The following is a 23,144-nucleotide window of genomic DNA, read 5'->3' on the forward strand; positions in this document are numbered from 1 at the left end:
CCGAGGATGGCCCAGCATGCCACGCTTTCCCGGCCCGCGCCGCCTGCGATGTCACATGCCGGCGAAACCCTGCACCAGCGACGCCGCCACCAGCCGCCAGCCATCCACCAGCACGAAGAAGATCAGCTTGAAGGGCAGCGATACCACCGAGGGCGGCAGCATCATCATCCCCAGCGACATCAGCACCGAGGCCACCACCATGTCGATGACCAGGAAGGGCAGGAACAGCAGGAAGCCGATCTCGAAGGCGCGGCGCAGCTCGCTGACCATGAAGGCCGGCACCAGGGCGCGATAGGGCGCGGCCTCGGCGCTCGCGGGCTGCGGCAGGTTGGCGAGTTCGATGAAGTGGCTGAGGTCGTCGTCGCGGACATTGGCCGCCATGAAGCGGCGGAAGGGTTCGGCGGCGGCCTCCAGCCCCGGCAATTCGGCGAGGCGCCCCTCGGTCATCGGCAGGATGCCCTGGGTCCAGGATGCCTCGAAGACCGGCTGCATCACGAAGAACGTCAGGAACAGCGCGAGCCCGACCAGCACCGGATTGGGCGGGATGCCCTGCGCGCCGATCGCGCTGCGCAGCAGGGCCAGCACGATGACGATGCGCGCGAAGGCGGTCGCCATCACCAGCAGCGAGGGCGCGAGCGACAGCATGCCGATCAGCGCCGTCAGCTGGACCAGCCGTGCCGTGGCACCGGGCTGGCCGGTCTGGCCAAGGTCGATCGCCACGGACTGCGCCCAGCCGACCCCAGGCAGGATCAGCAGCAGCGCGACCAGGAGAATGCGATTCATGCGCCACCGTCGGGCGGAAGCCAGCCGACCACCTGGTCCTGGCTGCCACCGGTCAGCAGCACCAGGTTGCGCCCGTCGCAACGCACCAGCAGCAGGCGACGGCGCGTGTCGAGCGCCAGGCTTTCCTCGATGCGCAACCGCCCACTGCCCTGCGGTGCGAGGCCGGCGCGACGCGCGAGCCGCCCGGCCACCAGGATAAGGGCGACCACGCCTGTCAGGGCGGCGCCGGCGGTGATCCAACTGGTCGGATCGATGGTCATGCCGCGGCCTCCTGCCGGCGGTTGGGGGCGTCAGGACGGGGCCAGGGCGCGCTCGAGCCGATCGAGGAGGCGGAGCAGACCTTCGAGCCTTGCGCGCACCGCCGGCGCGGCGCCGCGCGGGGCGGCAAGGCACGCGGCGCAGATCCGCCCGACCTCCTCCTCCAGCCCGTCAAGGTCGATGCGCCGGTGTGAGGACACGAGCGCATCGGCAACCGACAGCGTGGCCTCCATGGCCTCGATCGCCGCGAGCAGCACGGCTGCCTGGCGGGCCTCGGCCCCGTCGGTGATGTCTATGCCGTCCATGCGCGCACTCAACACCAGGGCTGGTTACCGCGAGGTTGTCGCCGCCCATTAACCGATCCTTCGCCGCCTCCATGCGAAGGAGATGCGCGATGGACCCAACCCGCACCGGACCGATCGCCCTCGCCGAGGCCCGCCTGCACTGGCTCGATGCACGCCAGCGCGTGCTGTCGCAGAACGTGGCCAATGCCGATACGCCTGGCTTCCGCCCCTCCGACATGCAGCCCTTCGCGCAGGCGCTGGCCGGCGTGCAGGGCGCGGTGGCGCGCACCGACCCGCGCCACCTGGCACCGGCGCGCGATGCCCGTGCACAGCGTGAACGCCGCGTCGAACGCAGCATGGATGGCAATGGTGTCGCACTCGACCGCGAAGCGATGCGCATCGCCGATACCGAGACGGCGCACGCCCTCGCGGTGGGGCTGCACCGTCGCTACCTCGGGCTGTTCCGCACCGCGCTCGGTCGCAACCAGTAAAGGGGTAAGGGGATGGATCTCGATCGCGCATTGCGCATTTCAGCCGCCGGCATGCAGGCGCAGTCCACGCGCCTGCGCGTGGTGGCGGAAAACCTCGCCAACCGGGACAGCACGGGCCAGTCGCCCGGGGCCGATCCCTATCGCCGCAAGACCGTGACCTTCCGCAACCGCATGGACCGCGAATTGGGGGCCGAGACGGTGCGGGTCGGGCGCGTCGGCACCGCCGCGGGCGATTTCCCGCTGCGCTTCGACCCGTCCCACCCGGCTGCCGATGCGCGCGGCTATGTCCGCATGCCGAATGTGGACAGCATGATGGAGACGATGGACATGCGCGAGGCGCAGCGTTCCTACGCCGCCAACCTGCAGGTGCTGGAAGTGACGCGCGGCATGCTGACCCGCACCATCGAGGCGCTGCGCTGATGCCGCTGCCGTTGGCTGCCGCCGGCGTTGCCGCCGCTTATCGCACCGCCGATGCGTTGCCGCAGGCGGCAACCGGCGGGGCCGGCTTCGGCGCCGCGCTGACGCGGGCGATGGAACAGGCGGTCGATGTCGGCCACCAGGCGGATGCGGCAAGCACCGCCGCCCTGGCCGGGCAGGGCAGCGTCACCGATGTCGTGCTCGCGGTCGGGCGCGCGGAACTCACCCTGCAGACGGCGGTGGCGGTGCGCGACCGCGTCGTTGCCGCCTATCAGGACGTGATGCGCATGCCGATCTGATGCGCTTCGCAGACGGGCCGGAGCATCGCGCGCGGCGGCGCCGCGCACAGGGCTGAAGGAAGCGCCGAACATGCCGCTGGCGGGAAAATCCCGGCCGTGAACGACACCGCGCTGGCCGCGCGCGAGGCGCTGTGGATCGCGTTGCAGATCGGCGGGCCGCTGCTGCTGCTGATGCTCGCCATCGGCCTGCTGATCGCCGTGCTGCAGGCGCTGACCCAGGTGAATGAGGCGACGCTCGCCTTCCTGCCCAAGGTGGTGGTGCTGGCCGGCGCCCTGCTGATGCTCGGGCCGTTCTTCATCGGCGTGCTGCGCGGCTATGCGGGTGGCCTGTTCCAGGCGGTGGTCGATGTGGGCCTGCGCGGCTGATGGACGAAGCCGGGCTGCTCGCCGCACTGCCGGTGCTCGCCTTCCAGGCGGTGCTGGCCTTCGCGCGGCTGGGTGCGGCGGCGATGCTGCTGCCCGGGCTGGGGGAGCAGGAGGTGCCGGCACCGGTGCGCCTGGGCCTGGGCCTGGGCCTGGTGCTGCTGCTGCTGCCGCTGCTCGCACCGGGGCTGCCGCCGGCCCCCGATGACGCCGGGGAGGCGACGCGCCTCATCCTCATCGAGATCATCATCGGATTGTGGCTCGGCGGGCTGGCGCGGCTGGTGACCGTGGCGATGGCGATGGCGGGGCAGGCGGTGGCCCTGCTGCTCGGGCTGGCGCAGGCGCTGGTGCCCGATCCGGAACTGGGCGGGCAGGGCACCGCGACGGGGCGGTTGTTCTCGCTCGCCGCCGTGGTGGTGGTGCTGGGCAGCGGGCTGTACCTGCTGCCGCTGCGGGCCTTGGTCGAATCCTATGCCGTGCTGCCGGTCGGCGAGCCCTTCCCGGCCGGGGCGTCGGCGGAAGCCATGGCGACGGCGGCGGCCGAGAGCCTCGCACTCGCGCTTCGGCTGGCGGCACCCTTCGTACTGGCGGCGGTGGTGATCAATGTCGCGCTCGGCCTGCTGACGCGCATCGCGCCGCAGGTGCAGGTCTATTTCATCGCCGTGCCGGGGCAGGTCCTGGCGGGTCTCGCGCTGCTGGCGCTGGTGATGCCCGCGCTGCTCGGCGCCTTCGGCGAGGCGGCGCGCGAGGCCTTTCTCAACCTCCCCGGGCTGCGCTGATTCATGGCCGAGGAGGGGGGATCAGGGACCGAGGCCGAGGACAGGACGGAAGCCGCATCGTCAAGGCGCCTGGAACGCGCGCGGGAGGACGGCCAGGTCGCGCTGTCGCGTGAAGTGGTGGGCCTTGGTGCGCTGGCCGGCGGGATGCTCGGCATGATGCTCGCCGTCGCGCCGGGGGCGGCGATGCTGCGCGGCCTGGGCGGCGCGATGGCCCGCGCGCATGAGATCCCACCCATCGAGGCGGCGATGGAGATGCTGCGCCTGGGCATGATGGCGGCGCTGCCGGTCGCGCTGCTGACCGCGGCGGGCGCCGTTGGTGCAACGATGCTGCAGACGCGCGGGCTGGTCTCGGCCAAGGGGCTGGCGCCGCAGGTCTCGCGCCTCAGCCCGGCCAGCGCGCTGAAGCGCATTTTCGGCTTGGATGGCGCGATCGAGTTCCTGCGCACGCTGTTGAAGCTCGTCCTGGTCGGTGCGGCGCTGTGGCATGCGATCGGTGATCCGGCGGAACTGCCGCGGCTGGTCCAGCTGCCGGTGGCGGCATTGCTGGCGCGGCTGGGGGATGCGGCGCGCGACCTGGCGGTGGCGGCATTGCTGGCCTTCGCGGGGATCGCGGCGGCGGACTGGCTGTTCGCCCATCAGCGCCATCTGCGCCGGCTGCGCATGTCCCGCCAGGACCAGAAGGAAGAAGCGCGCGAGAGCGAGGGCGACCCGCACATCAAGGCCCGCCAGCGCCAACTCCGCCAGCGGCGCGCGAAGGGGCGGATGATGGCCGCGGTGCCCAAGGCGGCGGTGGTGATCACCAACCCGACCCATTTCGCCGTCGCCCTCGCCTATGAACAGGGGGGCGAGGCGGCGCCGCGGCTCGTCGCCAAGGGCGCGGATGAGGTCGCGGCGCGGATCCGCGCGGTGGCCGGCGAGGCCGGGGTGCCGATCGTGTCGAACCCGCCGCTGGCGCGCGCGCTGTTCCGGCTGGAGCTGGATGCGGAAATCCCGCCGGACCATTATCAGGCGGTGGCCGAAATCATCGCCTATGTCTGGCGGCTCGGCGGACGGGGGCAGGCAGGGTGACGGATATGCGTGGGCGCGAGCCCGACGAGGCGGCCTTCCGCAAGTTGTTCGAGGCGGAGGAAGCGGTCGGCCTCGCGGTGCTGGACACCGAAGGGCGCATCCGCTTCGCGAATGCGGCGCTGGCGCGGCTGTGCGGCGCCGGTCCGGAGCCACGATCCGGCTGTCCCGCCCCAGCGCTGTTCACCGAGGACACGGCCGCCGCGGTGGCCGAGGTGGTGCGCGCCGCGCTGGCCGGGCCACCGGCGCCGCCGGTCGTGCTGGCGCGCCTGGCCGATGAGCGGCTGCCGCCCGATGCCCAGGTCGAGGTTGCCTGCCGTCCACTGCGCGGGGAGGCCGGGGCGCTGCTGCGCGTCACCGATGTCACCGCCCGGCGACGCATGCAGGCGCAGATGGAGGAAGGCGCGCGGCTGCAATCGGTCGGTCGGCTGGCCGGCGGCGTCGCGCATGACTTCAACAACCTGCTCGCCGCGATCTCCGGCGCTGCGGAAGCCGCCCTGGCGCGCCAGCCCGATGAACCGACCACCGAGGATCTGCGCCAGATCCTCGACAGCGCGACGCGGGGCGCGCGGCTGGTCAAGCAGTTGCTGGCCTTCGCCAGCCGCCAGGCCCTGGCGCCGCGCGTGCTGGCACTGGCGGCCGCGGTGGAGGCGATGGCGCCGCTACTGCGCAGGCTGCTGGGCGGGCGGCACCTGCTGACGCTCGACCTGGCGGCGCAGCCGGGGCCGCGGGTCCGGGTGGATGGCTCGCAACTCGACCAGGTGCTGCTGAACCTCGCGGTGAATGCGCGCGATGCCATGCCGGCCGGCGGCGCGATCCGCATCAGGCTCGAGGCGCTGGCGCTGGCGAGCGAGCGGGTCGAGCCGGGCGGCGTGGTGCCGCCGGGCGACTGGGTCGTGCTGAGCGTCGCCGATGCTGGGCGCGGCATCGCGCCCGCCGACCTGCCGCGCATCTTCGAACCCTTTTTCACCACGCGCCGCACCGAAGGCGGCACCGGTCTCGGCCTATCCACGGTGCTCGGCATCATGCGGCAGTCGGGCGGGTATGTGACGGTCGCATCCCGCTTGGGGGAGGGGACTGAATTCCGGCTCTGGTTCCCCGCAGTGGCGGAGGTGGCCGTTCCCGCGCCGATGCGTCCGGCGCCCGCCACACCATCGCCGGCCGCTGCGCGCCGCGTGCTGCTGGTCGAGGACGAGGCGCCGCTGCGTCGGCTCGCCGCCCATGCGCTGAAGGCGGCCGGCCATGCGGTGCATGAGGCCGAGGACGCCGACGCGGCGCTGGAGGCGGTGGAAGCGGGCTTCGTGCCGGAGGTGCTGGTCTCCGACATGACCATGCCCGGGGAGATGGACGGGCTGGCCCTGGCCGATGCGTTGCGCGGGCAATGGCCCGACCTGTCCGTGGTGCTGGTGTCGGGCTACGCCGAGCGCGCGGTGGGGGAGGGGCTGGCGGATCGCGGCTATGCCTTCATCGAGAAGCCGTTCCGGATGAAGGTGCTGCTGGCCGCGATCGACGGTTCTAGTTCTTAATTTGTTCTTGCCGTCCGGGCGGTCGGGGCGCATCTTTCCCTTGCGCCGAATCGCGCCGCCATGAGCGGGTGCGGGGAGGCCCGGCGGGTCGGATCGTCGGCCGATCCGCTACGAATGGGCGATAGACTGGATGGAGATATCGCCCTATGGTTGATAAATCATTGCCGGATCGGGGGAAGGGCATGGATAAGGGAAAGGCGCTCGACGCCGCGCTGAGCCAGATCGAACGGGCCTTCGGCAAGGGTTCGATCATGCGCCTCGGCGCCAAGCAGGCGTCGCAGGGTGAGATCGAGGTCGTCTCCTCGGGCTCGCTCGGGCTCGACCTCGCGCTTGGTATCGGTGGGCTGCCCAAGGGGCGCATCATCGAGATCTACGGCCCTGAATCCTCGGGCAAGACGACGCTCGCGCTGCATGTCATCGCGGAATCCCAGAAGAAGGGCGGCACCTGCGCCTTCGTCGATGCCGAGCACGCGCTCGACCCCGGCTATGCGAAGAAGCTCGGCGTCGATGTCGACAACCTGCTGATCAGCCAGCCCGATGCCGGCGAACAGGCGCTCGAGATCGCCGATACGCTGGTGCGGTCGGGCGCGATCGACGTGCTGGTGGTCGATTCCGTCGCCGCCCTGGTGCCGCGCGCCGAACTGGAAGGCGAGATGGGCGATACCCATGTCGGCCTGCATGCGCGCCTCATGTCCCAGGCACTGCGCAAGCTGACCGGATCGGTCTCGAAGTCCAACACGCTGCTGGTCTTCCTGAACCAGATCCGGCTCAAGATCGGCGTGATGTTCGGCAACCCGGAAACCACGACGGGCGGCAATGCGCTGAAGTTCTACGCCTCGGTCCGCATGGAGATCCGCCGGATCGGCGCGATCAAGGACCGCGACGAGGTCACCGGCAACCACACCCGCGTCAAGGTGGTGAAGAACAAGATGGCCCCGCCGTTCCGCGAGGTCGAGTTCGACATCATGTATGGCGAGGGCATCAGCAAGGTCGGCGAGCTGATCGATCTTGGCGTCAAGGCGAGCATCGTCGAGAAGTCGGGGGCTTGGTTCTCCTGCGACAGCCAGCGTATCGGCCAGGGGCGCGAGAACGCCAAGCAGTTCCTGCGCGACCATCCCGAGATGGCGGCCTCGATCGAACAGCGCATCCGCGGCCAGGCCGGCTTGCTCGCCGAGCAGATGCTGGTGGGCGAGGGCAGCGATGATGACGAGGCGCTGGCGGCCGAATAGGCCACGGCGCCCGACCCCGGATGACGCCCGCGGCAGCCATGCCGCGGGCGTCATCGTTTCCGGGCCTCGCCCAGCGCGCTGGAGCAGATCCCGGCTGGATGGTCTCTCTCAGTCGGGTGAAGCTGCCGACACAAACAACGGTTCGCATGGGCGATGACTGGCGCGAACCGTTCGAGCGATCGAAGCCGGTCGCCGGATGGGTGCCTCGCTGAATCGGCGGGGCGGGCCGTCCGTCCTGGCCGGCAACCATCCCCTGCACGGCGTGTTTCCAAGGGATAGGAGACACGCCGATGAACAAGCCCCGCCGCCCCAGGCTGCCGAAGATCACGCCGGACGCGCCGCCGGACAAACCGCATCCGCTGTACCGTCCGGATGAGCGCAAGGAAGGCGGCCCCGACTACGGCAAGGGCGACAAGCAGCAGGAAAACCGCCGAAAGGCGGAGGAAGACGCCGCCAGGGAGGAAGCCGGACAATAACGGGGCTGCCTCGCGCCGCCCCTTCACGCCCCGCGCCGCCCGCGCTACCTGTCGCTCCCTTTGGGCCAACACCTTGCCGGGACGGGCTTTTCCCGGGCGACGCGACGGGCAGGACATGACCAGCAGCAACGACATCCGGGCCACCTTCCTCGACTACTTCCACCGCAATGGCCACGAAGTGGTGGAATCGTCGCCGCTGGTTCCGCGCAACGACCCGACGCTGATGTTCGCCAATTCCGGCATGGTGCAGTTCAAGAACGTCTTCACCGGCCAGGAGACGCGCCCCTACAAGCGCGCCACCACCGCGCAGAAGTCGGTGCGTGCCGGCGGCAAGCACAACGACCTCGACAATGTCGGCTACACCGCGCGCCATCACACCTTCTTCGAGATGCTGGGGAACTTCTCCTTCGGCGACTACTTCAAGGAGCAGGCGATCCCCTACGCCTGGGAATTGCTGACCAAGGACTTCTCGCTGCCGAAGGACCGGCTGCTGGTCACGGTGTATTCGGAGGATGAGGACGCCGCCGCCATCTGGCGCAAGGTCGCCGGCCTGCCCGACAGCCGCATCATCCGCATCTCCACCTCCGACAATTTCTGGCGCATGGGCGATACCGGCCCCTGCGGCCCGTGCTCGGAAATCTTCTTCGACCACGGCGACAAGATCCCCGGCGGCCCGCCGGGTTCCCCCGATGAGGATGGCGACCGCTTCATCGAGATCTGGAACCTGGTCTTCATGCAGTTCCTCGAGGACCCGCCCGGCACGCGCAACCCGCTGCCCAAGCCGTCCATCGACACCGGCATGGGCCTCGAACGCTTCGCCGCCATCCTGCAGGGCAAGCACGACAACTACGACACCGACACGCTGCGCGCGATCATCCTCGCCAGCGCCGAAGCCACGGGGCAGGAACCGGACGGGCCGTTCCGTTCCAGCCATCGCGTCGTCGCCGACCATCTGCGCGCCGGCGCCTTCCTGCTCGCCGACGGCGTGCTGCCATCCAATGAAGGCCGCGGCTATGTGCTGCGCCGCATCCTGCGCCGGGCGATGCGCCACGCGCATATGATGGGCTCGCGCGACCCGCTGATGCACCGCCTGCTGCCCGCGCTGGTGCGCCAGATGGGCGCGGCCTATCCGGAACTGGTGCGCGCGGAATCGCTGATCAGCGAGACACTGCGACTGGAGGAAACCCGCTTCCGCTCGTTGCTTGAACGCGGCCTTGGGCTGCTCGCGGAGGAAACCGGCAAGCTCGGCGACAAGCAGACGCTGCCCGGCGACGTCGCCTTCCGGCTCTATGACACCTTCGGCTTCCCGCTCGACCTGACGCAGGACGCGCTGCGCGCCGAAGGCCGCCCGGTCGATGTCGAGGGCTTCAACGCCGCCATGGCGGAACAGCGCAAGCGCGCCCGCGCCGCCTGGGCGGGGTCGGGCGAGGCCGCGACTGAAGGCGTGTGGTTCGACCTCAAGGAGAAGGTCGGTGCCTCCGAATTTCTCGGCTACTCCACCGAGACCGCCGAGGGCGAGATCGTCGCTATCGTCGCCGACGGCAAGCCGGTGGACAGCGCGCCGGTCGGCGCCGAGGTCGCGGTGCTGCTGAACCAGACCCCCTTCTACGCGGAATCGGGCGGCCAGGTCGGTGACACCGGCATCATCCAGGCCGGCGATGCCTGCCGCATCGAAATCCGCGACACGCAGAAGAAGCTTGGCGCGCTGTATGTCCACCTCGGCACCGTGGTGCATGGGGAGGCGAAGCTCGGCCTCGCCGTGCAGGCGGAGGTCGATCACGCCCGCCGCTCCGCCATCCGCGCCCACCATTCCGCGACGCATCTGCTGCATGAGGCGCTACGCCGGCGGCTCGGCACCCATGTCGCGCAGAAGGGTTCGCTGAATGCGCCTGGCCGGCTGCGCTTCGATGTGTCCCAGCCGACACCGATGTCGGAGGAAGACCTGCATTGGGTCGAGGCCGAGGTGAATGCCCGCATCCGCGAGAATGCCGAGGTGGTCACCCGCCTGATGACGCCCGAAGCTGCCGTGGAGGCCGGCGCCATGGCGCTATTCGGCGAGAAGTACGGCGAGGAGGTGCGCGTCGTCGGCATGGGCCACGACGCCGCGGCGGTCGAGAAGCACGGCGTCTATTCGCTCGAACTCTGCGGCGGGACGCATGTGCGCCGGACCGGCGATATCGGGCTGTTCAAGATCGTCTCCGAGGGCGCCGTGTCCGCCGGCGTGCGACGGGTCGAGGCGGTGACGGGCGAAGCCGCGCTGTCGCTGATCGCGGAGATGGAGGAAAGCCTGCAGGCCGCCGCCGCAGTGCTCAAGGTGCAGCCTGGCGAACTCGCCGGCCGCATCGCCACGCTGGTCGAGGAACGCCGCAAGCTGGACCGCGACGTGGCCGATCTGCGCAGGAAACTGGCGACGGGCGGCGGCGGGGCGGAGGTCGAGCAGGTTGCCGGCCTGCGCGTGGCGCTGCGCGACCTGGGCGAAGTGCCGCCGCGCGACCTGAAGGGCCTTGCGGAAGCCATTCTGAAGGGCGGGACCGCGGATGTGGTGGCACTCGTGTCCACCGCTGAGGGCAAGGCGTCCATCGTCGTCGCGGTCGGGGAGGCGGCGAAGGGCAAGGCGGATGCCGTGGCGCTGGTGCGCGCCGCGTCCGCCGCGGTCGGCGGCAAGGGTGGCGGCGGACGACCGGACATGGCCCAGGCCGGTGGGCCGGAGGCGGACAAGGCGGCCGAGGCGCTGGCGGCCGTGAAGGCGGCGCTGGGCGGGTGAGCGAGCGCGTTCGCGCCCGCGACCTCGGCCTCGCGCCTGGCATCTTCGCCCCGGGCGCTTACAACGCCATCACCGATGTGGCCGGCCTGCGCGTCGGCCACGCCACCGTCATCGAGGGCGACGCCATCCGCACCGGCGTCACCGCGATCCTGCCCCATGCGGGAAACCTCTTTACCAATCGCGTGCCCGCCGGCCTCGCCGTCATCAACGGCTACGGCAAGCTCGCTGGGGCCACGCAACTCGTCGAACTCGGTGAACTCGAAACGCCGATCGTACTGACCAACACGCTGGCCGTGGGCCGCGCGGTGGAAGCGCTGGTCGATTGGACGCTGGCGCGCAACCCCGACGCCGTCTCGGTCAACGCGGTGGTGGGCGAGACCAATGATGGCCGGCTCAACGACATTCGCGCCCGTGGCGTGACGGCAGCACACGTCCACGCCGCGCTGGACGGTGCGACTGATGGCCCGGTCGCTGAGGGTTGCGTTGGTGCGGGCACCGGCACCATGGCCTTCGGCTTCAAGGGCGGCATCGGCACATCCTCGCGCCTGCTGCCCGCGCCCCTTGGCGGCTGGACCATCGGCGCGCTGGTCCAGGCGAATTACGGCGGCGTCCTGACGATGGATGGTATCCCGGTCGGGCGCGCGCTCGGCAAATGGTACCTGAAGGAACACACGGATCGCGGCGATGCCGATGGGTCCGTGATGGTGGTGCTTGCCACCGATGCGCCGCTGTCGGACCGCAACCTCAGCCGCCTCGCGGCCCGCGCCACGGCAGGACTGGCGCGCACGGGCGCAGCCTTCTCCGACGGATCCGGCGACTACGCGATCGCTCTGTCCACGCATCCCGGCGTGCGCCGCACCGCCGAACGCCGCGCGCACCAGGCCATAATCGCCGATTGGCCCAATGACCGCATGTCGCCGCTGTTCGTCGCGGCCGCCGAAGCCGTGGAGGAAGCGGTGCTCAACGCGCTGACCATGGCGACGACGATCACCGGCCGCGATGCCCGCAGCGGCCGCCGCGCGACCGGCCAGGCGATCGACCTCGACGCCCTGCGCGCCATCCTGGCACGATACCGCCCATGAAGCCCTGGCTGCTCGCTGCCGCCGCGCTGCTCACCCTGGCGCTGACGGCCGCCGAGGCCGCCCGCACCACGCTCCGCGCCACCCGCCCTGGCGCGGAGGCACTGACTCTGCGGGCGACCTCCTCCGAGGAATACTGGACCATCTCGGTCCTCGAAGGCGGGGTGGAGAGCCAGCGGATCGAGGTGCAATCCGACCTGCCCGACGTCCTGCCACGGGTGATCGACACCAATGGCGACGGGGCGCTCGACCTGTGGGTGCCTGTGATCGGCGGCAATGCGAATACCGCCTGGGATGTCTGGCTGATGCAGCCCGAGCGCGCCCGGTTCCGTCGGGCAGGGGAGGTCAGCGGCCTCGGCTTCTCCCGCGACAGCGCGGGGCGGCTTGTGGCACTCGGGCGCAACGGCTGCTGCAGCGTGGTCTATACCTTCCACGACACCACGGCCGAGGGCGCGCTGCGGGAGGCCTTCGCCATCGAACGTCGGCTCGACGATCTTGGTCGGGGCAGCTGCGAGCCGCAGGCCATCGCCATCGAACCACCCGCCGCCGCGGTGCGCGCCACCTGCGCGTTGTCGCCCGGGCGGCTGCCCGGGACATTGCTGCGCGTGCCCTGAGCGCGGTGCTTTGCCGACCTGAGGACAGGCACGCCGGGCCGATCGTCGCAGCCCGCGAGGACCGCCGCGTTGCTCACATGGCGGCATGGACCGGCATCTTGGATGCGGTGGGCTCGCGCGTATGGGGTGCGGCGCCTCCCTGCAATCGCCCGCGCCACCGGCAGGCCCCCGTCCACCAACAGCGCGTGCCGCCCGCAGTCCGGCCTATTCCGTCCGGCGCTACCCCCGCGCTTTCCAACGCGCCAGGTCAGCCTCCACCATCTCGGCGATCATCGCCTCAAGGCTCATCTCCGGCACCCAGCCCAGCCGCGTCCGCGCCCGCGATGCGTCGCCGATGGTCACATCCACATCCGCCGGCCGCAGGAAGGCCGCGTCCACCCGAACATGCGCCTGGTAGTCCAGCCCGACATGGGCGAAGGCGATGCGGCACAGGTCGCGGATCGACGCCGCGCGTCCGGTCGCGACCACGTAGTCATCCGCCTTGTCCTGCTGCAGCATCAGCCACATCGCGCGGACATAGTCGCGCGCATGGCCGAAGTCGCGCCGCGCTTCCAGATTGCCCATCGCGAGTTCGGTGGCGAGATCGAGGCTGATGCGCGCCGCCCCATCGGTGATCTTGCGCAGCACGAACTCGATGCCGCGCAGCGGGCTGTCATGGTTGAACATGATGCCGTTGCAGCCGAACAGCCCGAACGCGTCCCGGTAGTTCTGCACCAGGCAATGCGCGAAGACCTTGGCCGAGGCATAGGGGCTGCGTGGGTGGTAATGCGTCGCCTCGTTCTGCGCAGGCGTCTCCGCCTTGCCGAACATCTCCGACGAACTCGCCTGGAAATACCGCGCGGCCGGGGAGGCGATGCGCACCGCCTCGAGCATGTTGGCGGTGCCGATCGCGGTGACATGCGTGGTCAGCAGCGGCTGGTCCCACGACATCCGCACGAAGGACTGCGCAGCCAGGTTGTAGATCTCGTCCGGCTGCACCTTCTGCAGAAGGCGGATCAACGAGGACAGGTCGATCAGGTTGCCATCCACCATCTGCACCGAACCGGCGCAGCCAAGCCGCCGCAGCCGGTCCTGCACAGCCTCCGACCCGCCATGCCGGTGCAGCAGGCCGAAGACCTCGTAGCCCTTGTCGAGCAGCAGGGCCGCGAGATAGGCGCCGTCCTGTCCGGTCACCCCCGTGATCAGTGCACGTGCCATATCGTTCCGGGTCCGCTCGCTGCAAGAATAGCGGTTCCTTATACGCGCCACGGCCGACTGTCCAAAGGCGCAGGGTCACGCCGCCTGCGGGGCGATGTCCGCCGGCCGCGCGGCGGCGGCGGCTTCAGCCTTCGACGGGTTGCAGGGCCGGCAATCCGGCGCGGAATCGCATCGCCATCGTGACGCCGTCCTGCGGGAAGCGCATCTGGACATCGGCGCCTGGGCCAAGGTCGTGCGCAAGGCCGCGTTCCAGCAGGCGCATGCCGAATCCACGACGGTCCGCCGATGGCGCCTGGACAGGCGGGCCGCCGCTCTCATGCCAATCCAGCACGGTGATGCCGTCGTCGCCGAGCGACCAGGCAACCTCCACCTCGCCACCCGGACGCGACAAGGCGCCGTGATGCGCCGCATTGGACGCGAGTTCATGCAGCGCCATCACGATCGCCTGGGTCTGCCCGGCGCTGACCTGGATGCGGCCCGATCCGCCCATGCGGATGGCGCGCCCGCCTTCGATCCAGGGCGCGAGCCCGGTGCGCACCACGCGCGCGAGATCGACCTCCTGCCAGCCGAGATCGGCGAGCAGGTCATGCGCGCGCATCAGCGCCTGCAACCGGCCGACGAATTCACGTCCCAGGCCTTCCTTGCCGCCGCGTGCCCCGCGCAGCGACTGCGCCGCGAGGGACTGCACGGTCGCCAGGGTGTTCTTCACGCGGTGATTCAGCTCGGTCACCAGCATCTCGCGCGATCGTTCCGCCCGGACGCGGTCGGTCACGTCCTGCAGCACGGCGGAGACGCCGGTGACGGTGCCCTCGGCATCCTTGACCGCGTGGCAGGAGGCGAGCCAATGCCGCAATTGCTGCACCGCCCCCGGCGCCGGGCCCGAGCAGGTGACGTCGAGGACGGGGCGGCCGGTCTGCAGGACGTGCCGCTGCGCATCCTCGAGCGGGCGGGCAAGGCTTTCGGGCATCACCTCATGCGGTGCGCGGCCGATATGCGCTTCCGGCGGAAGCCCGCCGATCGCCGCGAAGCGCGTATTCACATTGACGAAGTGCAGGTCCGCATCGACCAGCGACAGGCCGACCGGCACGGTGTCATACACCGCGCGAAGCTCGGCCACCGTCTGGCGCACCTGGGCGTCGTTGACCTGGCGCGCCGTGCCGGCGCCCCGGGCATCGGCCACGTCATGGATGGCGCCGACCCATTCCTGCAACTGACCGGCCTGGTCCGTCACCGGCACGCCGGTCGCACGTACCCAGCGCCAGCCGGCCGCATCGTCGGCCGTGCGCAGGCGGAATTCGACGCCGATCGGGCGGCGCGCGACCAGGCTGCGACCCCATTCGGCCAGCGTCGGCGCCCGGTCGTCCGGGTGCAGCATGTCCACCCAGCCGTCGCCGCGGAACGTGGGCGCGGTCTGGCCGGTCAGCCCCGCCCAGCCGGCGGCCTCGGTCCAGCCGCCGCCGGCATCGCCGCGCCACAGCACGATGGCCCCGGCCTCGGCGAGGGCGCGCAGACGGCGTTCGCTGGCCGTGGCGGCGGCGTCGGCCTCGCCCAGCGCCGCGCCCAGTCTGGCGAATTCGTCGATCATGCCCAGTCCCGGCGGATGCGGGCGCGGCGCATCGTCGCGCAGCGCCGCTGCAGTGGCGCGGGCATGATGTTCCAGCGCAAGCACGGGCAGTTGCAGCGCCGCCATGGCGCGGGCCCGGGCGAACAGTGCGGTGGCGATGGCCACCGCGAGGCAGATCAGCACCCAGGGCAGCAGGCGTGCCACGACGCTGTCGACGAAGGCGGTGCTTTCCCAGGTGACGAGGCGCCAATCGGGTGCGGCGGCGAGGTTCGTCACGACGTAGCGGACGGTGTCGCCGCTGCCGCTTCGCCCATCCAGGGCCACGCCCCGTGGCGCCGCCGCCAGCACGGTCCAGTCCGGCACATCGGCGGGGGTGCCGCCGCTGGACGCGATGACGCGCCAGCGATTGTCGAACAGGATGCTGTGCCGCGGCCCGGCCGCCGCCGCCAGTCGTTCGGCCGACAGCGAAACGGCGAGCACGCCGGTGGCACGCCCATCGTGCATCACCGGCACCAGCAGCTGTGGCGGCGGCGCGGGGCCGGCCGGCGTGGTCCCGGCCGGCCCGTTGCTGACGCGGGCCTGGCCTGTCTCGACCGCCCACAGGCCTTCGGCCACCGCGCGGGTGGATCCAAGCGGGGTGCCGAAGGGCTGGCTGGTGTCCACCAGCAATCCCAGGCCGCGATCCAGTACGCTGACCTGGGCATCGAGCGTGGCGGCCAGCCGCCGCGCGGCCGCATCGGTGGCGGCCAGGTCGCCCTGCTGGCTGCCCTCGCGCGCGCCGGCGAAGGATTCGAGCGCAAGACGGCGCGATTCGATCTCGGCGTCGATGCCGCGCGTGGCGGCTTGCGCCCGGGCCGAGACACGCATGTCGATGGCGTCGCGCTCGACCTCCCAGCCGAAGCCGCCGATGAGCATGATGCCGAACAAAAGGGGAAGGGCCGAGGCGAGCACAAGCGCCCAAAGTCGACCGCCGATGGTCGTCAAACCAATTCGCTCACGATGTGACCCTGCCGTATCGCCTTGTAGCACGATCGAGAAGGCGGCACGACAACCGTCTTCGACGCCAGGGTCAACCAATGGTTGTCCGTTCGCAACGCAAACGGCCGTGATGATGGGGCAGGTAGACGATGACGGCTGCACGGACGCTGCTTGCCGGTGCTACCATCACGGAAATGTTTCGAATCGCCCCTTTGCTGACCGCGCTCTGCCTGCTCGCTGCCTGCGCAGAGGAGCCGCCGGAACCGCAACCCGTCGCGCTGCCGCTGCCGCCGCCCGCGCCGCCGCGGTCGCTGCAGCGCGCCGCCGCGCGCCCGCAGCCCGCGGCCATCGAGGCCGTGGCGCCCACCCCCACCGTCGAGCCGGTGGCCGCGGCGCCTGCGCGGTCGGTCTGGCGCGTCGCGAGGGATGGCGTCGTCGGCTGTGCCGACCGCGCCGCGCTGGCGGTGCTGAACAATCCCGAGGATCGTGCCCCCCGGCTGCTTGCGGAGGCGCGGGCTGCCGGTGGCTGCCGCACGACCTTTCGCATCAATGAATGGGTGGCCGAGGCGAGCGACGCGGAGACCGTTCAGTTGCGCCTGACCAACGGCACGCCGCTGACGCTGTGGTTCCGCCGCCACGAGGTCGTCGCACCCTGAGCGCGGCTTGTCGCGCGGACAGCGCGGCGTGACACTCGGCGCAGGGACGGGAACCAAGCGCCTATGAACTGGACTGCCGAACTCGATGAACTGCGTCGCCGCGAGGCCATGGCCCGCGAGATGGGCGGGCCGGACAAGGTTAAGCGCCAGCACGACGGCGGCAGGCTGACCGTCCGCGAACGGGTCGACGCCCTGGTGGACCCCGGATCCTTCCACGAGGTCGGCGCCATTGCCGGCCGTGCCGACTACGATGCGAGGGGCGAGTTGGAATCCTTCACGCCGTCCAACTGCGTGATGGGCCGCGGCATGGTCGATGGGCGCCCCGTGGTGGTGGTGGGAGACGACTTCACCGTGCGTGGCGGCAGCGCGGACGCGACCATTCGCGAAAAGCCGATCATGGCCGAGCGCATGGCCGCCGAACTCCGCCTGCCGATCATCCGCATGATCGAGGGGTCTGGCGGTGGCGGGTCGGTCAAGACCATCGAGACGACCGGGCGCGCCAACCTGCCGGGAGGGGTCGGCGGCACCCAACTATACTACCAGACCACTGCAAATATGGGCCTGGTGCCGGTGGTGACGCTGGGGCTGGGTTCGGTCGCGGGGCTTGGCGCGGCCCGATTGGCGGCGGCGCATTATTCGGTGATGACCAAGTCCTCGGCGATGTTCGTGGCTGGGCCGCCGGTGGTCGCCCGGCTGGGCGAGACGTTGGAGAAGCGCGCCCTGGGCGGCTGGGAGATCCAGTGCCGGGCCGGTGGTGTCGATGATGCCGTGGAGACGGAGGCGGAGGCCTTCGCCCTCGCGCGGCGCTTCCTGTCGTACCTGCCATCCTCGGTGCATGCGCTGCCGCCGGTGGTGCGCAACCGCGATGACGTGAATCGCCGTGAGGAGAAGTGGCTGACCGCCATCCCGCGCGACCCGCGCCAGGCCTACAAGGTGCGCCCGGTGATCGAGACCCTGTTCGACAAGGGCAGCTTCTTCGAGATGGGCAAGTGGTTCGGCCGGTCGATCATCACCGCCCTGGCACGGCTGGATGGCAGGCCGGTGGCGGTCCTGGCCTCCGACCCCGTGTTCCATGGCGGGTCCTGGACGGCCAATGCCTGCGAAAAGATCATCCGCTTCGTCGACCTCGCCGAGACCTTCCATCTGCCGGTCGTCTACCTGATGGACTGCCCCGGCTTCGCGGTGGGGCTGGAGGCGGAGAAGACCGCGACGATCCGCTGGGGCGTGCGCGCCATGGCGGCGGTGAACCAGTGCCGCCAGCCCTGGTGCACCATCATCATGCGCAACGCCTTCGGCGTGGCGGGCGTGGTGCACCAGCCGGCGGGGCGGTATTCGATCCGCTATGCATGGCCGTCGGCGCGGTGGGGGTCGCTGCCGCTGGAAGGTGGCGTCGAGGCGGCCTATGCCGCCGAAGTCACGGCCGCCGATGACCGCGCCGCCAAGGTCGCGGAGATCGAGGACCGGTTGCAGAAGCTGCGCTCGCCCTTCCGCACGGCGGAGGCGTTCTGGGTCGAGGAGATCATCGATCCGCGGGACAGCCGGCGATTGTTGTGCGAGTTCGCGGCGCTGGCGCAGCCGCTGCTGGCGCCGGGGATGGCGGGGTTCACGATGCGGCCGTGAGCGGGGGCGACGAAGCCGGCGGCCTCACTCCATCGTAATCCCCGCCGCCTGCACCACCACCCGCCACTGCGCCACCTCGCTGCGCAGCCGTGCCGCCAGCGGCTCCGGACCGGACAGCACCAGCAGTGATCCGCGCTCGGCCATCCGCCGCGACAACTCGCTGCTCGGCGCGGCCAGCGGCGCCAGTTCCGCATTCATCCGCGCAATCGCCTCGGGCGCCGTCTGCTTCGCGGCGAACAGCCCGAACCAGAAGGGCACGGCGTAGCCGGCGACCACCTCACCGATCGCCGGCACCTCCGCCAGCAGCGGCGCGCGGGTCGCCGTGGTCACGCCGATCGGACGGATGGTGCCGGCGCGAATATGTTCCAGCGCCAGCGACAGGTCGCCCACGAAGGCGTCGATCTCGCCGGCCAGCAGCGCTGTCATGATCAGTCCGGCGCCGCGATAGAGCACATGCAGCAGGTCGATCCCCGCCTTCTGCATCAGCAGGGCCGAGGCCAGATGCGTCGCCGACCCCACTCCGGAACTGCCGACCGAAACGCGGCCCGGCGCTTCCTTCGCGCGGGCCAGGAAGGCCGCCAGGTCGGCCGGGCCATTGGCGCGCACGCAATAGACCAGCGGCGCCTCCGTCACGATCGTCACCGGCAGCAGGTCGGTGAAGGGATCGAAGCCGAGATCGTGCTTCAGCGCCGGTAGCGTCGCGACGGAATTGGAGGTGATGAGGAAGGTATGCCCGTCGGTCGCCTGCGCGACATGCTGCATGCCGAGTTGCCCGCCGGCCCCGGCGCGGCTGTCATAGATCACCGGCTGGCCAAGGCGCGGCGTGAGGTACTCGACGAAGTAGCGCGCCGGCACATCCTGCGGCCCACCTGGCGCGAAGGGGCTGATCAGCCGGATCGGGCGGCTTGGCCAGGACGGCCCCTGCGCGAAGGCGGGCGCGGCGAGCCCCCCGGCCAGTGCGGCGCCAATCGCGCGGCGGGTGATGTCCATGCGTGTCACTCCCGGTTGTCTTTGTCTGGCGGGACGATCTCGTCCCAATCGGGCAGGCAGCGGTCTTCGATCGGCACCAGCCAGGGCTGGTGGTTACCGCGATGGATCACCTGCGCTGGCAGCAGGATCTCGCGCGGGATCGACTGCCCGCGCAGGTGGCGCAGCGCCGCCATGGCGCAGGCGGCCCCCATGCGGAAGCCGTCATAGTCGATGCTGGCGAGCAGCCGCCCTGCGCCGATCGCCTGCGCCGCCGGGATGGTGCCGTTGATGCCGGTGACCAGAGCCTGCCGGCCCACCGCCTCCAGCGCATCGAGCGCGCCCAGCGCCATCAGGTCGTTGGTGCAGACGACGCCATCGATGCGTGGATGGCGCGCGAGCAACCCGGCCATCGCCTGCCGCCCCGGTTCGCGCAGGTAGTGCCCCGGCGCGCTGTCCAGAAGTCGCAGGTCCGGATGGGCGGCAAGGGCCTCGCGAAAGCCACGGCCGCGGTCCCGGCTGGTCGGCGCGGTATCGGGGCCTTCGATCAGCACGACGGCGCCGTGCCCGTGCAACGCATTCGCCATGGCGCCGACGGCCGCGCGCCCCATCGCCACGTCATCGGCGCCGATGAAGGTGACGAAGTCGCCCGCCATGCGGTTGACGAAGCCGATGAAGGGAATGCCGCGCGCCCGCGCTGCCGCCACCGGGCCCACCAGCAGCCGGTCATCGGCGGGGGCGAAGATGATCGCGTCAGGCTGCTCGGCGGCGACGGCGGCGAGCAGCGCGATCTGCTCCGCCGGATCGTCGGGCGTCGTCGCGAAGTGGCGTGTGGCGGTGGCGCCCTCGGCGGCCGCGGCACGTTCAACCCCCAGCAGGAAGGCCTGGTAGTTCGGGTTCACCCCGTTCTTGGTGAAGGCGGCGAGGCGGCGCGCCACGCGCTCAATCACCGCGCACGCCGGCGGCGCGGATTACCTCGCCCCAGGACCGCAGGTCGGCGGCGATGCGCGCGTTGAAGGCGCGGGCATCCTCGAAATGCGGCGTCAGGCCGTTGGCCAGAAGGCGTTCGCGGAAGGTCGGGTTCTCGAGGCCCTTGCGGGTGGCCTCGGCCCAGCGGCCCAGCATCTCCTCGCTGACGCCGCGCGGTCCGCACACGCCGAACCAGCCGGCCATCTCAAGTCCCGGCACGAAGGCGGAGATCGGCCGTACATCGGGGAACAGCGGCGATCCGGCATTGTCACCCATGGCGAGGACGCGCAGCTCGCCGCCGCGCACCTGGCTCATCACGTCGCCGAGGTTGGTGATCATGAAGTCGACGCGGCCGCCGAGGATGTCGACGATCGCCGGCGTGGCACCGCGATAGGGCGCGTGGATGATGTCGAGGCCGGCGCGCGCCTTGACCAGCTCGACCGAGAGATGCTGCGCCGAGCCGACGCCGGCCGAGGCATAGGTCATCGCACCCGGCCGCGCCCGCGCGGCGGCGAGCAGCGCGGCGGCATCGGCATAGGGGCCGCGCGCCGCGACGACGAGGGCGTAGGTGGACAGCGCGACGTTGGTGATCCCCGCCAGTTCGGTGCGCGGGTCGACCGGCATCGCGGCACCGGGCAGGTTCGGCGTGATGGTCATGGTGCCCATCGGGCATTGCAGCACGGTCATGCCATCGGGCGCGGCGCGGGCGACGACCTCCGCGCCGATCAGGCCGTTCGCGCCGGTGCGGTTCTCCACCACGCCGCGGGCGCCGAGATGCGGCACGATGTATTCGGCGATCAGCCGCGCCATCAGGTCGCCCGTGCCGCCGGCGGCATAGCCCGAGATGACGCGGACGGTGCGGTCCTGGGCGAGGGCCGGCAGGGCGGCGAGCGACAGGGCAGCGGCAAGCAGCAGGCGACGCATGTGGTTTCCTCCCGTTGATTGGGAGGAACGGTAGGGCAGGCGCGGCCGGCTTGCGAGGGGGGAGCCCTACGCCTCCAAGGCAGCCAACACGGCATCGGTCATCGCATGCGTGGACAGGGCCGTCTCGCCTGGCATGGCCAGGTCGGCGGTGCGGGCGCCGCGGGCCAGCGCCGTCGCGACCGCCTTCTCCAGCCGGTCGGCTTCCTCCGGCGCCTGCGCCGTCCAGCGCAGCAGCATCGCCGCCGACAGGATCGCACCCAGCGGATTGGCGATGCCCTTGCCGGCGATATCCGGCGCGGAACCGTGGACCGGTTCGTACAGCGCGCGCCGCCGTCCATCGTCGCGCGGGGCCGACAGTGCGGCGGAGGGCAGCAGGCCAAGACTGCCGTTGATGGCGCCGGCGCAGTCGCTCAGCAGGTCGCCGAACAGGTTGTCGGTGACGATGACGTCGAAGCGCGTCGGCGCGCGGCCGAGTTGCAGCGCGCAATTGTCGGCCAGCATGTGGTCGAGCGTGACATCGGTGTAGCCGGCCGCGTGGACCTCCGTGACGACATCGCGCCACAGCCGGCCGGCCTCCATCACATTCGCCTTGTCCACGGATGTGACATGGCCGCGCCGCGTGCGGGCGAGTTCGAAGGCGAAGCGCGCGGCGCGGGCGATCTCGGCTTCGGTATAGGCGTGGGTGTTGACGCCGCGCCGCGTGCCGTCGGCTTGCGTCTCGATGCCGCGCGGCGTGCCGAAATACACCCCGGCGGTCAGTTCGCGCACGAAGATTAGGTCGGCACCCGCGACAGTACGCGCCTTGAAGGGAGAGGCCTCGGCCAGCGCCGGCTGCGCCTTCACCGGGCGCAGGTTGGCGAAGACGTCGAGGCCCTTGCGGATGCGCAGCAGCGACCCCTTGCGGCGCTCCTCGGGCGGGATGTGCGTCTGGTCCAGGCTGCCGGTCGCGCCGAACAGCAGCGCATCGGCGGCGAGGATCGCTTCCCAGGTCGCGTCCGGCATGGTGGTGCCCTCGGCCGCCCAGGCGGCGGAGCCGAACAGGCGGCGATCCATGCGCAGCGGGATGCCGCGGCGCTGGACGAACCAGTCGAGCACGCGCACGGCCTGGTCGGTGACTTCGGGGCCGATGCCGTCGCCAGGCAGGACGACGATGTTGATGCCCTGGTGCCGCTGGTTCACCGCGCGGCTTCCGTCGATGCCCGATCCGACGCGGCGCTCATCGCTCGACACTCTCCCACACCCATGGACGCGCCGCGCGGTCGGCGGCGTACCAGCCGTCGATTGCATCCTTGAAGCGCAGGGTCAGCGCGATGTCGTCCAGGCCTTCGAGCAGCGCTTCCTTCTTGCGTGCATCGACGGCGAAGGGGATCTCCGCGCCCTCCGGCGTGACCACCACCTGGCGGGCGAGGTCAACGACCGTGTGGCGCGCGCCCTGCGCGGCCTCGGTCTCGGCGGCGATGCGGGCGATGACGTCTTCCGGCAGGGCGATCGGCAGCAGGCCGTTCTGGAAGCAGTTGTTGAAGAAGATGTCGCCGAAGGAGGGTGCCAGCACGGCGCGGAAGCCCATCCCCATCAGCGCCCAGACCGCGCCTTCGCGGGAGGATCCGCAGCCGAAGTTCGGTCCTGCCAGCAGGATCGGGCTGTCGCGGTATTGCGGCAGGTTCAGCACGAAGTCGGGATTGTCCGACCCGTCCTTGTTGTAGCGCATCCGTTCGAAGGCATAGGGGCCAAGTCCGGTGCGCCCGGTGCCGACCAGGCGCTGGATCGGGATGATGACGTCGGTATCGACATTGGCGCGCAGCATCGGCGCGGCGGGGCCGGAGACTTTGGTGAACTTGTCCAT

The 23,144-nt window shown here is 70.9% G+C and carries 24 protein-coding genes; 14 read left to right on the forward strand and 10 right to left on the reverse strand.

Features of this window, described 5'->3' with window-relative positions:
- Positions 1 to 51: 51 nt before the first annotated feature.
- From fliP to AAFN86_RS21730, 3 genes are read right to left on the reverse strand one after another with little or no spacing between them, the layout of a single operon-like run.
- Positions 52 to 783, reverse strand: coding sequence for a flagellar type III secretion system pore protein FliP (gene fliP / locus AAFN86_RS21720; protein ID WP_347545649.1), 732 nt, complete (start codon positions 781 to 783; stop codon positions 52 to 54).
- Positions 780 to 1,043 carry a flagellar biosynthetic protein FliO gene (locus tag AAFN86_RS21725; protein ID WP_347545650.1) on the reverse strand — a complete coding sequence of 88 codons (264 nt, stop codon included), beginning with the start codon at positions 1,041 to 1,043 and terminating at the stop codon, positions 780 to 782. Before AAFN86_RS21725 ends, fliP begins: the two co-directional genes overlap by 4 nt.
- 30 nt (positions 1,044 to 1,073) lie before the next feature.
- Positions 1,074 to 1,346 carry a hypothetical protein gene (locus tag AAFN86_RS21730; protein WP_347545651.1) on the reverse strand — a complete coding sequence of 91 codons (273 nt, stop codon included), beginning with the start codon at positions 1,344 to 1,346 and terminating at the stop codon, positions 1,074 to 1,076.
- An 89-nt stretch (positions 1,347 to 1,435) separates the two neighbouring features.
- Between AAFN86_RS21730 and AAFN86_RS21735 the strand changes: the two genes are divergently transcribed.
- From AAFN86_RS21735 to AAFN86_RS21790, 12 genes are all read left to right on the forward strand, one after another.
- Positions 1,436 to 1,816 (forward strand): flagellar basal body protein, encoded by a 381-nt coding sequence (locus AAFN86_RS21735; RefSeq protein WP_347545652.1) that lies wholly within the window; start codon positions 1,436 to 1,438, stop codon positions 1,814 to 1,816.
- Between the two features lie 12 nt (positions 1,817 to 1,828).
- A complete protein-coding gene (gene flgC / locus AAFN86_RS21740) occupies positions 1,829 to 2,236 on the forward strand; it encodes a flagellar basal body rod protein FlgC (RefSeq protein ID WP_347545653.1) in 408 nt (135 codons plus the stop codon).
- Positions 2,236 to 2,532, forward strand: coding sequence for a flagellar hook-basal body complex protein FliE (locus AAFN86_RS21745; protein WP_347545654.1), 297 nt, complete (start codon positions 2,236 to 2,238; stop codon positions 2,530 to 2,532). Before flgC ends, AAFN86_RS21745 begins: the two co-directional genes overlap by 1 nt.
- Positions 2,533 to 2,628: 96 nt before the next feature.
- Positions 2,629 to 2,898 (forward strand): flagellar biosynthetic protein FliQ, encoded by a 270-nt coding sequence (locus tag AAFN86_RS21750; RefSeq protein ID WP_347545655.1) that lies wholly within the window; start codon positions 2,629 to 2,631, stop codon positions 2,896 to 2,898.
- Positions 2,898 to 3,674, forward strand: coding sequence for a flagellar biosynthetic protein FliR (locus AAFN86_RS21755; protein WP_347545656.1), 777 nt, complete (start codon positions 2,898 to 2,900; stop codon positions 3,672 to 3,674). Before AAFN86_RS21750 ends, AAFN86_RS21755 begins: the two co-directional genes overlap by 1 nt.
- 3 nt (positions 3,675 to 3,677) lie before the next feature.
- Entirely contained in the window at positions 3,678 to 4,742 is a 1,065-nt protein-coding gene (locus tag AAFN86_RS21760) for an EscU/YscU/HrcU family type III secretion system export apparatus switch protein (protein ID WP_347545657.1), read from the forward strand.
- A gap of 5 nt (positions 4,743 to 4,747) precedes the next feature.
- The gene (locus AAFN86_RS21765) at positions 4,748 to 6,265 is read left to right on the forward strand and encodes an ATP-binding protein (RefSeq protein ID WP_347545739.1); all 1,518 of its coding nucleotides are present in this window, start codon (positions 4,748 to 4,750) and stop codon (positions 6,263 to 6,265) included.
- Positions 6,266 to 6,447: 182 nt separating this feature from the next.
- Entirely contained in the window at positions 6,448 to 7,494 is a 1,047-nt protein-coding gene (gene recA, locus AAFN86_RS21770) for a recombinase RecA (protein WP_347545658.1), read from the forward strand.
- A gap of 290 nt (positions 7,495 to 7,784) precedes the next feature.
- Positions 7,785 to 7,970 (forward strand): hypothetical protein, encoded by a 186-nt coding sequence (locus AAFN86_RS21775; RefSeq protein ID WP_347545659.1) that lies wholly within the window; start codon positions 7,785 to 7,787, stop codon positions 7,968 to 7,970.
- A 115-nt stretch (positions 7,971 to 8,085) separates the two neighbouring features.
- The gene (gene alaS / locus AAFN86_RS21780; RefSeq protein ID WP_347545660.1) at positions 8,086 to 10,734 is read left to right on the forward strand and encodes an alanine--tRNA ligase; all 2,649 of its coding nucleotides are present in this window, start codon (positions 8,086 to 8,088) and stop codon (positions 10,732 to 10,734) included.
- Positions 10,731 to 11,816 (forward strand): P1 family peptidase, encoded by a 1,086-nt coding sequence (locus tag AAFN86_RS21785; RefSeq protein WP_347545661.1) that lies wholly within the window; start codon positions 10,731 to 10,733, stop codon positions 11,814 to 11,816. The genes alaS and AAFN86_RS21785 overlap by 4 nt, the downstream gene beginning before the upstream one ends.
- A complete protein-coding gene (locus tag AAFN86_RS21790; RefSeq protein ID WP_347545662.1) occupies positions 11,813 to 12,427 on the forward strand; it encodes a hypothetical protein in 615 nt (204 codons plus the stop codon). The genes AAFN86_RS21785 and AAFN86_RS21790 overlap by 4 nt, the downstream gene beginning before the upstream one ends.
- A gap of 219 nt (positions 12,428 to 12,646) precedes the next feature.
- Here the strand turns inward: AAFN86_RS21790 and AAFN86_RS21795 are convergent, their stop codons facing one another.
- Together AAFN86_RS21795 and AAFN86_RS21800 are read right to left on the reverse strand one after the other, a co-directional pair.
- Positions 12,647 to 13,624 carry a GDP-mannose 4,6-dehydratase gene (locus AAFN86_RS21795; RefSeq protein WP_347545663.1) on the reverse strand — a complete coding sequence of 326 codons (978 nt, stop codon included), beginning with the start codon at positions 13,622 to 13,624 and terminating at the stop codon, positions 12,647 to 12,649.
- 124 nt (positions 13,625 to 13,748) lie between these two features.
- Positions 13,749 to 16,103, reverse strand: coding sequence for a PAS domain-containing protein (locus AAFN86_RS21800; protein WP_347545664.1), 2,355 nt, complete (start codon positions 16,101 to 16,103; stop codon positions 13,749 to 13,751).
- A 212-nt stretch (positions 16,104 to 16,315) separates the two neighbouring features.
- Here AAFN86_RS21800 and AAFN86_RS21805 point away from each other — a divergent pair, with 212 nt between their 5' ends.
- On the forward strand, positions 16,316 to 16,822 hold the full coding sequence (locus AAFN86_RS21805; RefSeq protein WP_347545665.1) for a hypothetical protein: 507 nt from the start codon (positions 16,316 to 16,318) through the stop codon (positions 16,820 to 16,822).
- Positions 16,823 to 16,885: 63 nt separating this feature from the next.
- Complete coding sequence (locus tag AAFN86_RS21810) at positions 16,886 to 18,442, forward strand: carboxyl transferase domain-containing protein (protein ID WP_347545666.1); 1,557 nt, start codon at positions 16,886 to 16,888, stop codon at positions 18,440 to 18,442.
- Between the two features lie 24 nt (positions 18,443 to 18,466).
- Here AAFN86_RS21810 and AAFN86_RS21815 read toward each other — a convergent pair whose 3' ends face one another.
- From AAFN86_RS21815 to leuD, 5 genes are all read right to left on the reverse strand, one after another.
- Positions 18,467 to 19,432, reverse strand: coding sequence for a tripartite tricarboxylate transporter substrate-binding protein (locus AAFN86_RS21815; RefSeq protein ID WP_347545667.1), 966 nt, complete (start codon positions 19,430 to 19,432; stop codon positions 18,467 to 18,469).
- A gap of 5 nt (positions 19,433 to 19,437) precedes the next feature.
- Positions 19,438 to 20,346 (reverse strand): sugar ABC transporter substrate-binding protein, encoded by a 909-nt coding sequence (locus AAFN86_RS21820; RefSeq protein WP_347545668.1) that lies wholly within the window; start codon positions 20,344 to 20,346, stop codon positions 19,438 to 19,440.
- 4 nt (positions 20,347 to 20,350) lie between these two features.
- On the reverse strand, positions 20,351 to 21,301 hold the full coding sequence (locus AAFN86_RS21825; protein ID WP_347545669.1) for a tripartite tricarboxylate transporter substrate binding protein: 951 nt from the start codon (positions 21,299 to 21,301) through the stop codon (positions 20,351 to 20,353).
- 66 nt (positions 21,302 to 21,367) lie between these two features.
- A complete protein-coding gene (gene leuB, locus AAFN86_RS21830; RefSeq protein ID WP_347545670.1) occupies positions 21,368 to 22,531 on the reverse strand; it encodes a 3-isopropylmalate dehydrogenase in 1,164 nt (387 codons plus the stop codon).
- A complete protein-coding gene (leuD, locus tag AAFN86_RS21835; protein ID WP_347545671.1) occupies positions 22,518 to 23,144 on the reverse strand; it encodes a 3-isopropylmalate dehydratase small subunit in 627 nt (208 codons plus the stop codon). Before leuD ends, leuB begins: the two co-directional genes overlap by 14 nt.

Origin of the sequence: Roseomonas sp. CAU 1739 (assembly GCF_039839775.1) — a bacterium.
In the GTDB taxonomy this organism is placed as follows: Bacteria; Pseudomonadota; Alphaproteobacteria; order Acetobacterales; family Acetobacteraceae; genus Neoroseomonas.

What these genes read in the sequence shown, in the direction of transcription:
- AAFN86_RS21725 (WP_347545650.1), bottom strand. Translation starts at nt 1,043, where the DNA reads ATGACCATCGATCCGACCAGTTGGATCACCGCCGGCGCCGCCCTGACA.
- leuD (WP_347545671.1), bottom strand. Translation starts at nt 23,144, where the DNA reads ATGGACAAGTTCACCAAAGTCTCCGGCCCCGCCGCGCCGATGCTGCGC.
- AAFN86_RS21815 (WP_347545667.1), bottom strand. Translation starts at nt 19,432, where the DNA reads ATGGACATCACCCGCCGCGCGATTGGCGCCGCACTGGCCGGGGGGCTC.
- AAFN86_RS21795 (WP_347545663.1), bottom strand. Translation starts at nt 13,624, where the DNA reads ATGGCACGTGCACTGATCACGGGGGTGACCGGACAGGACGGCGCCTAT.
- AAFN86_RS21800 (WP_347545664.1), bottom strand. Translation starts at nt 16,103, where the DNA reads ATGCTCATCGGCGGCTTCGGCTGGGAGGTCGAGCGCGACGCCATCGAC.
- AAFN86_RS21805 (WP_347545665.1), top strand. Translation starts at nt 16,316, where the DNA reads ATGACGGCTGCACGGACGCTGCTTGCCGGTGCTACCATCACGGAAATG.
- flgC (WP_347545653.1), top strand. Translation starts at nt 1,829, where the DNA reads ATGGATCTCGATCGCGCATTGCGCATTTCAGCCGCCGGCATGCAGGCG.
- AAFN86_RS21765 (WP_347545739.1), top strand. Translation starts at nt 4,748, where the DNA reads ATGCGTGGGCGCGAGCCCGACGAGGCGGCCTTCCGCAAGTTGTTCGAG.
- AAFN86_RS21735 (WP_347545652.1), top strand. Translation starts at nt 1,436, where the DNA reads ATGGACCCAACCCGCACCGGACCGATCGCCCTCGCCGAGGCCCGCCTG.
- fliP (WP_347545649.1), bottom strand. Translation starts at nt 783, where the DNA reads ATGAATCGCATTCTCCTGGTCGCGCTGCTGCTGATCCTGCCTGGGGTC.
- recA (WP_347545658.1), top strand. Translation starts at nt 6,448, where the DNA reads ATGGATAAGGGAAAGGCGCTCGACGCCGCGCTGAGCCAGATCGAACGG.
- AAFN86_RS21760 (WP_347545657.1), top strand. Translation starts at nt 3,678, where the DNA reads ATGGCCGAGGAGGGGGGATCAGGGACCGAGGCCGAGGACAGGACGGAA.
- AAFN86_RS21730 (WP_347545651.1), bottom strand. Translation starts at nt 1,346, where the DNA reads ATGGACGGCATAGACATCACCGACGGGGCCGAGGCCCGCCAGGCAGCC.
- AAFN86_RS21825 (WP_347545669.1), bottom strand. Translation starts at nt 21,301, where the DNA reads ATGCGTCGCCTGCTGCTTGCCGCTGCCCTGTCGCTCGCCGCCCTGCCG.
- AAFN86_RS21745 (WP_347545654.1), top strand. Translation starts at nt 2,236, where the DNA reads ATGCCGCTGCCGTTGGCTGCCGCCGGCGTTGCCGCCGCTTATCGCACC.
- AAFN86_RS21790 (WP_347545662.1), top strand. Translation starts at nt 11,813, where the DNA reads ATGAAGCCCTGGCTGCTCGCTGCCGCCGCGCTGCTCACCCTGGCGCTG.
- AAFN86_RS21755 (WP_347545656.1), top strand. Translation starts at nt 2,898, where the DNA reads ATGGACGAAGCCGGGCTGCTCGCCGCACTGCCGGTGCTCGCCTTCCAG.
- AAFN86_RS21775 (WP_347545659.1), top strand. Translation starts at nt 7,785, where the DNA reads ATGAACAAGCCCCGCCGCCCCAGGCTGCCGAAGATCACGCCGGACGCG.
- alaS (WP_347545660.1), top strand. Translation starts at nt 8,086, where the DNA reads ATGACCAGCAGCAACGACATCCGGGCCACCTTCCTCGACTACTTCCAC.
- AAFN86_RS21810 (WP_347545666.1), top strand. Translation starts at nt 16,886, where the DNA reads ATGAACTGGACTGCCGAACTCGATGAACTGCGTCGCCGCGAGGCCATG.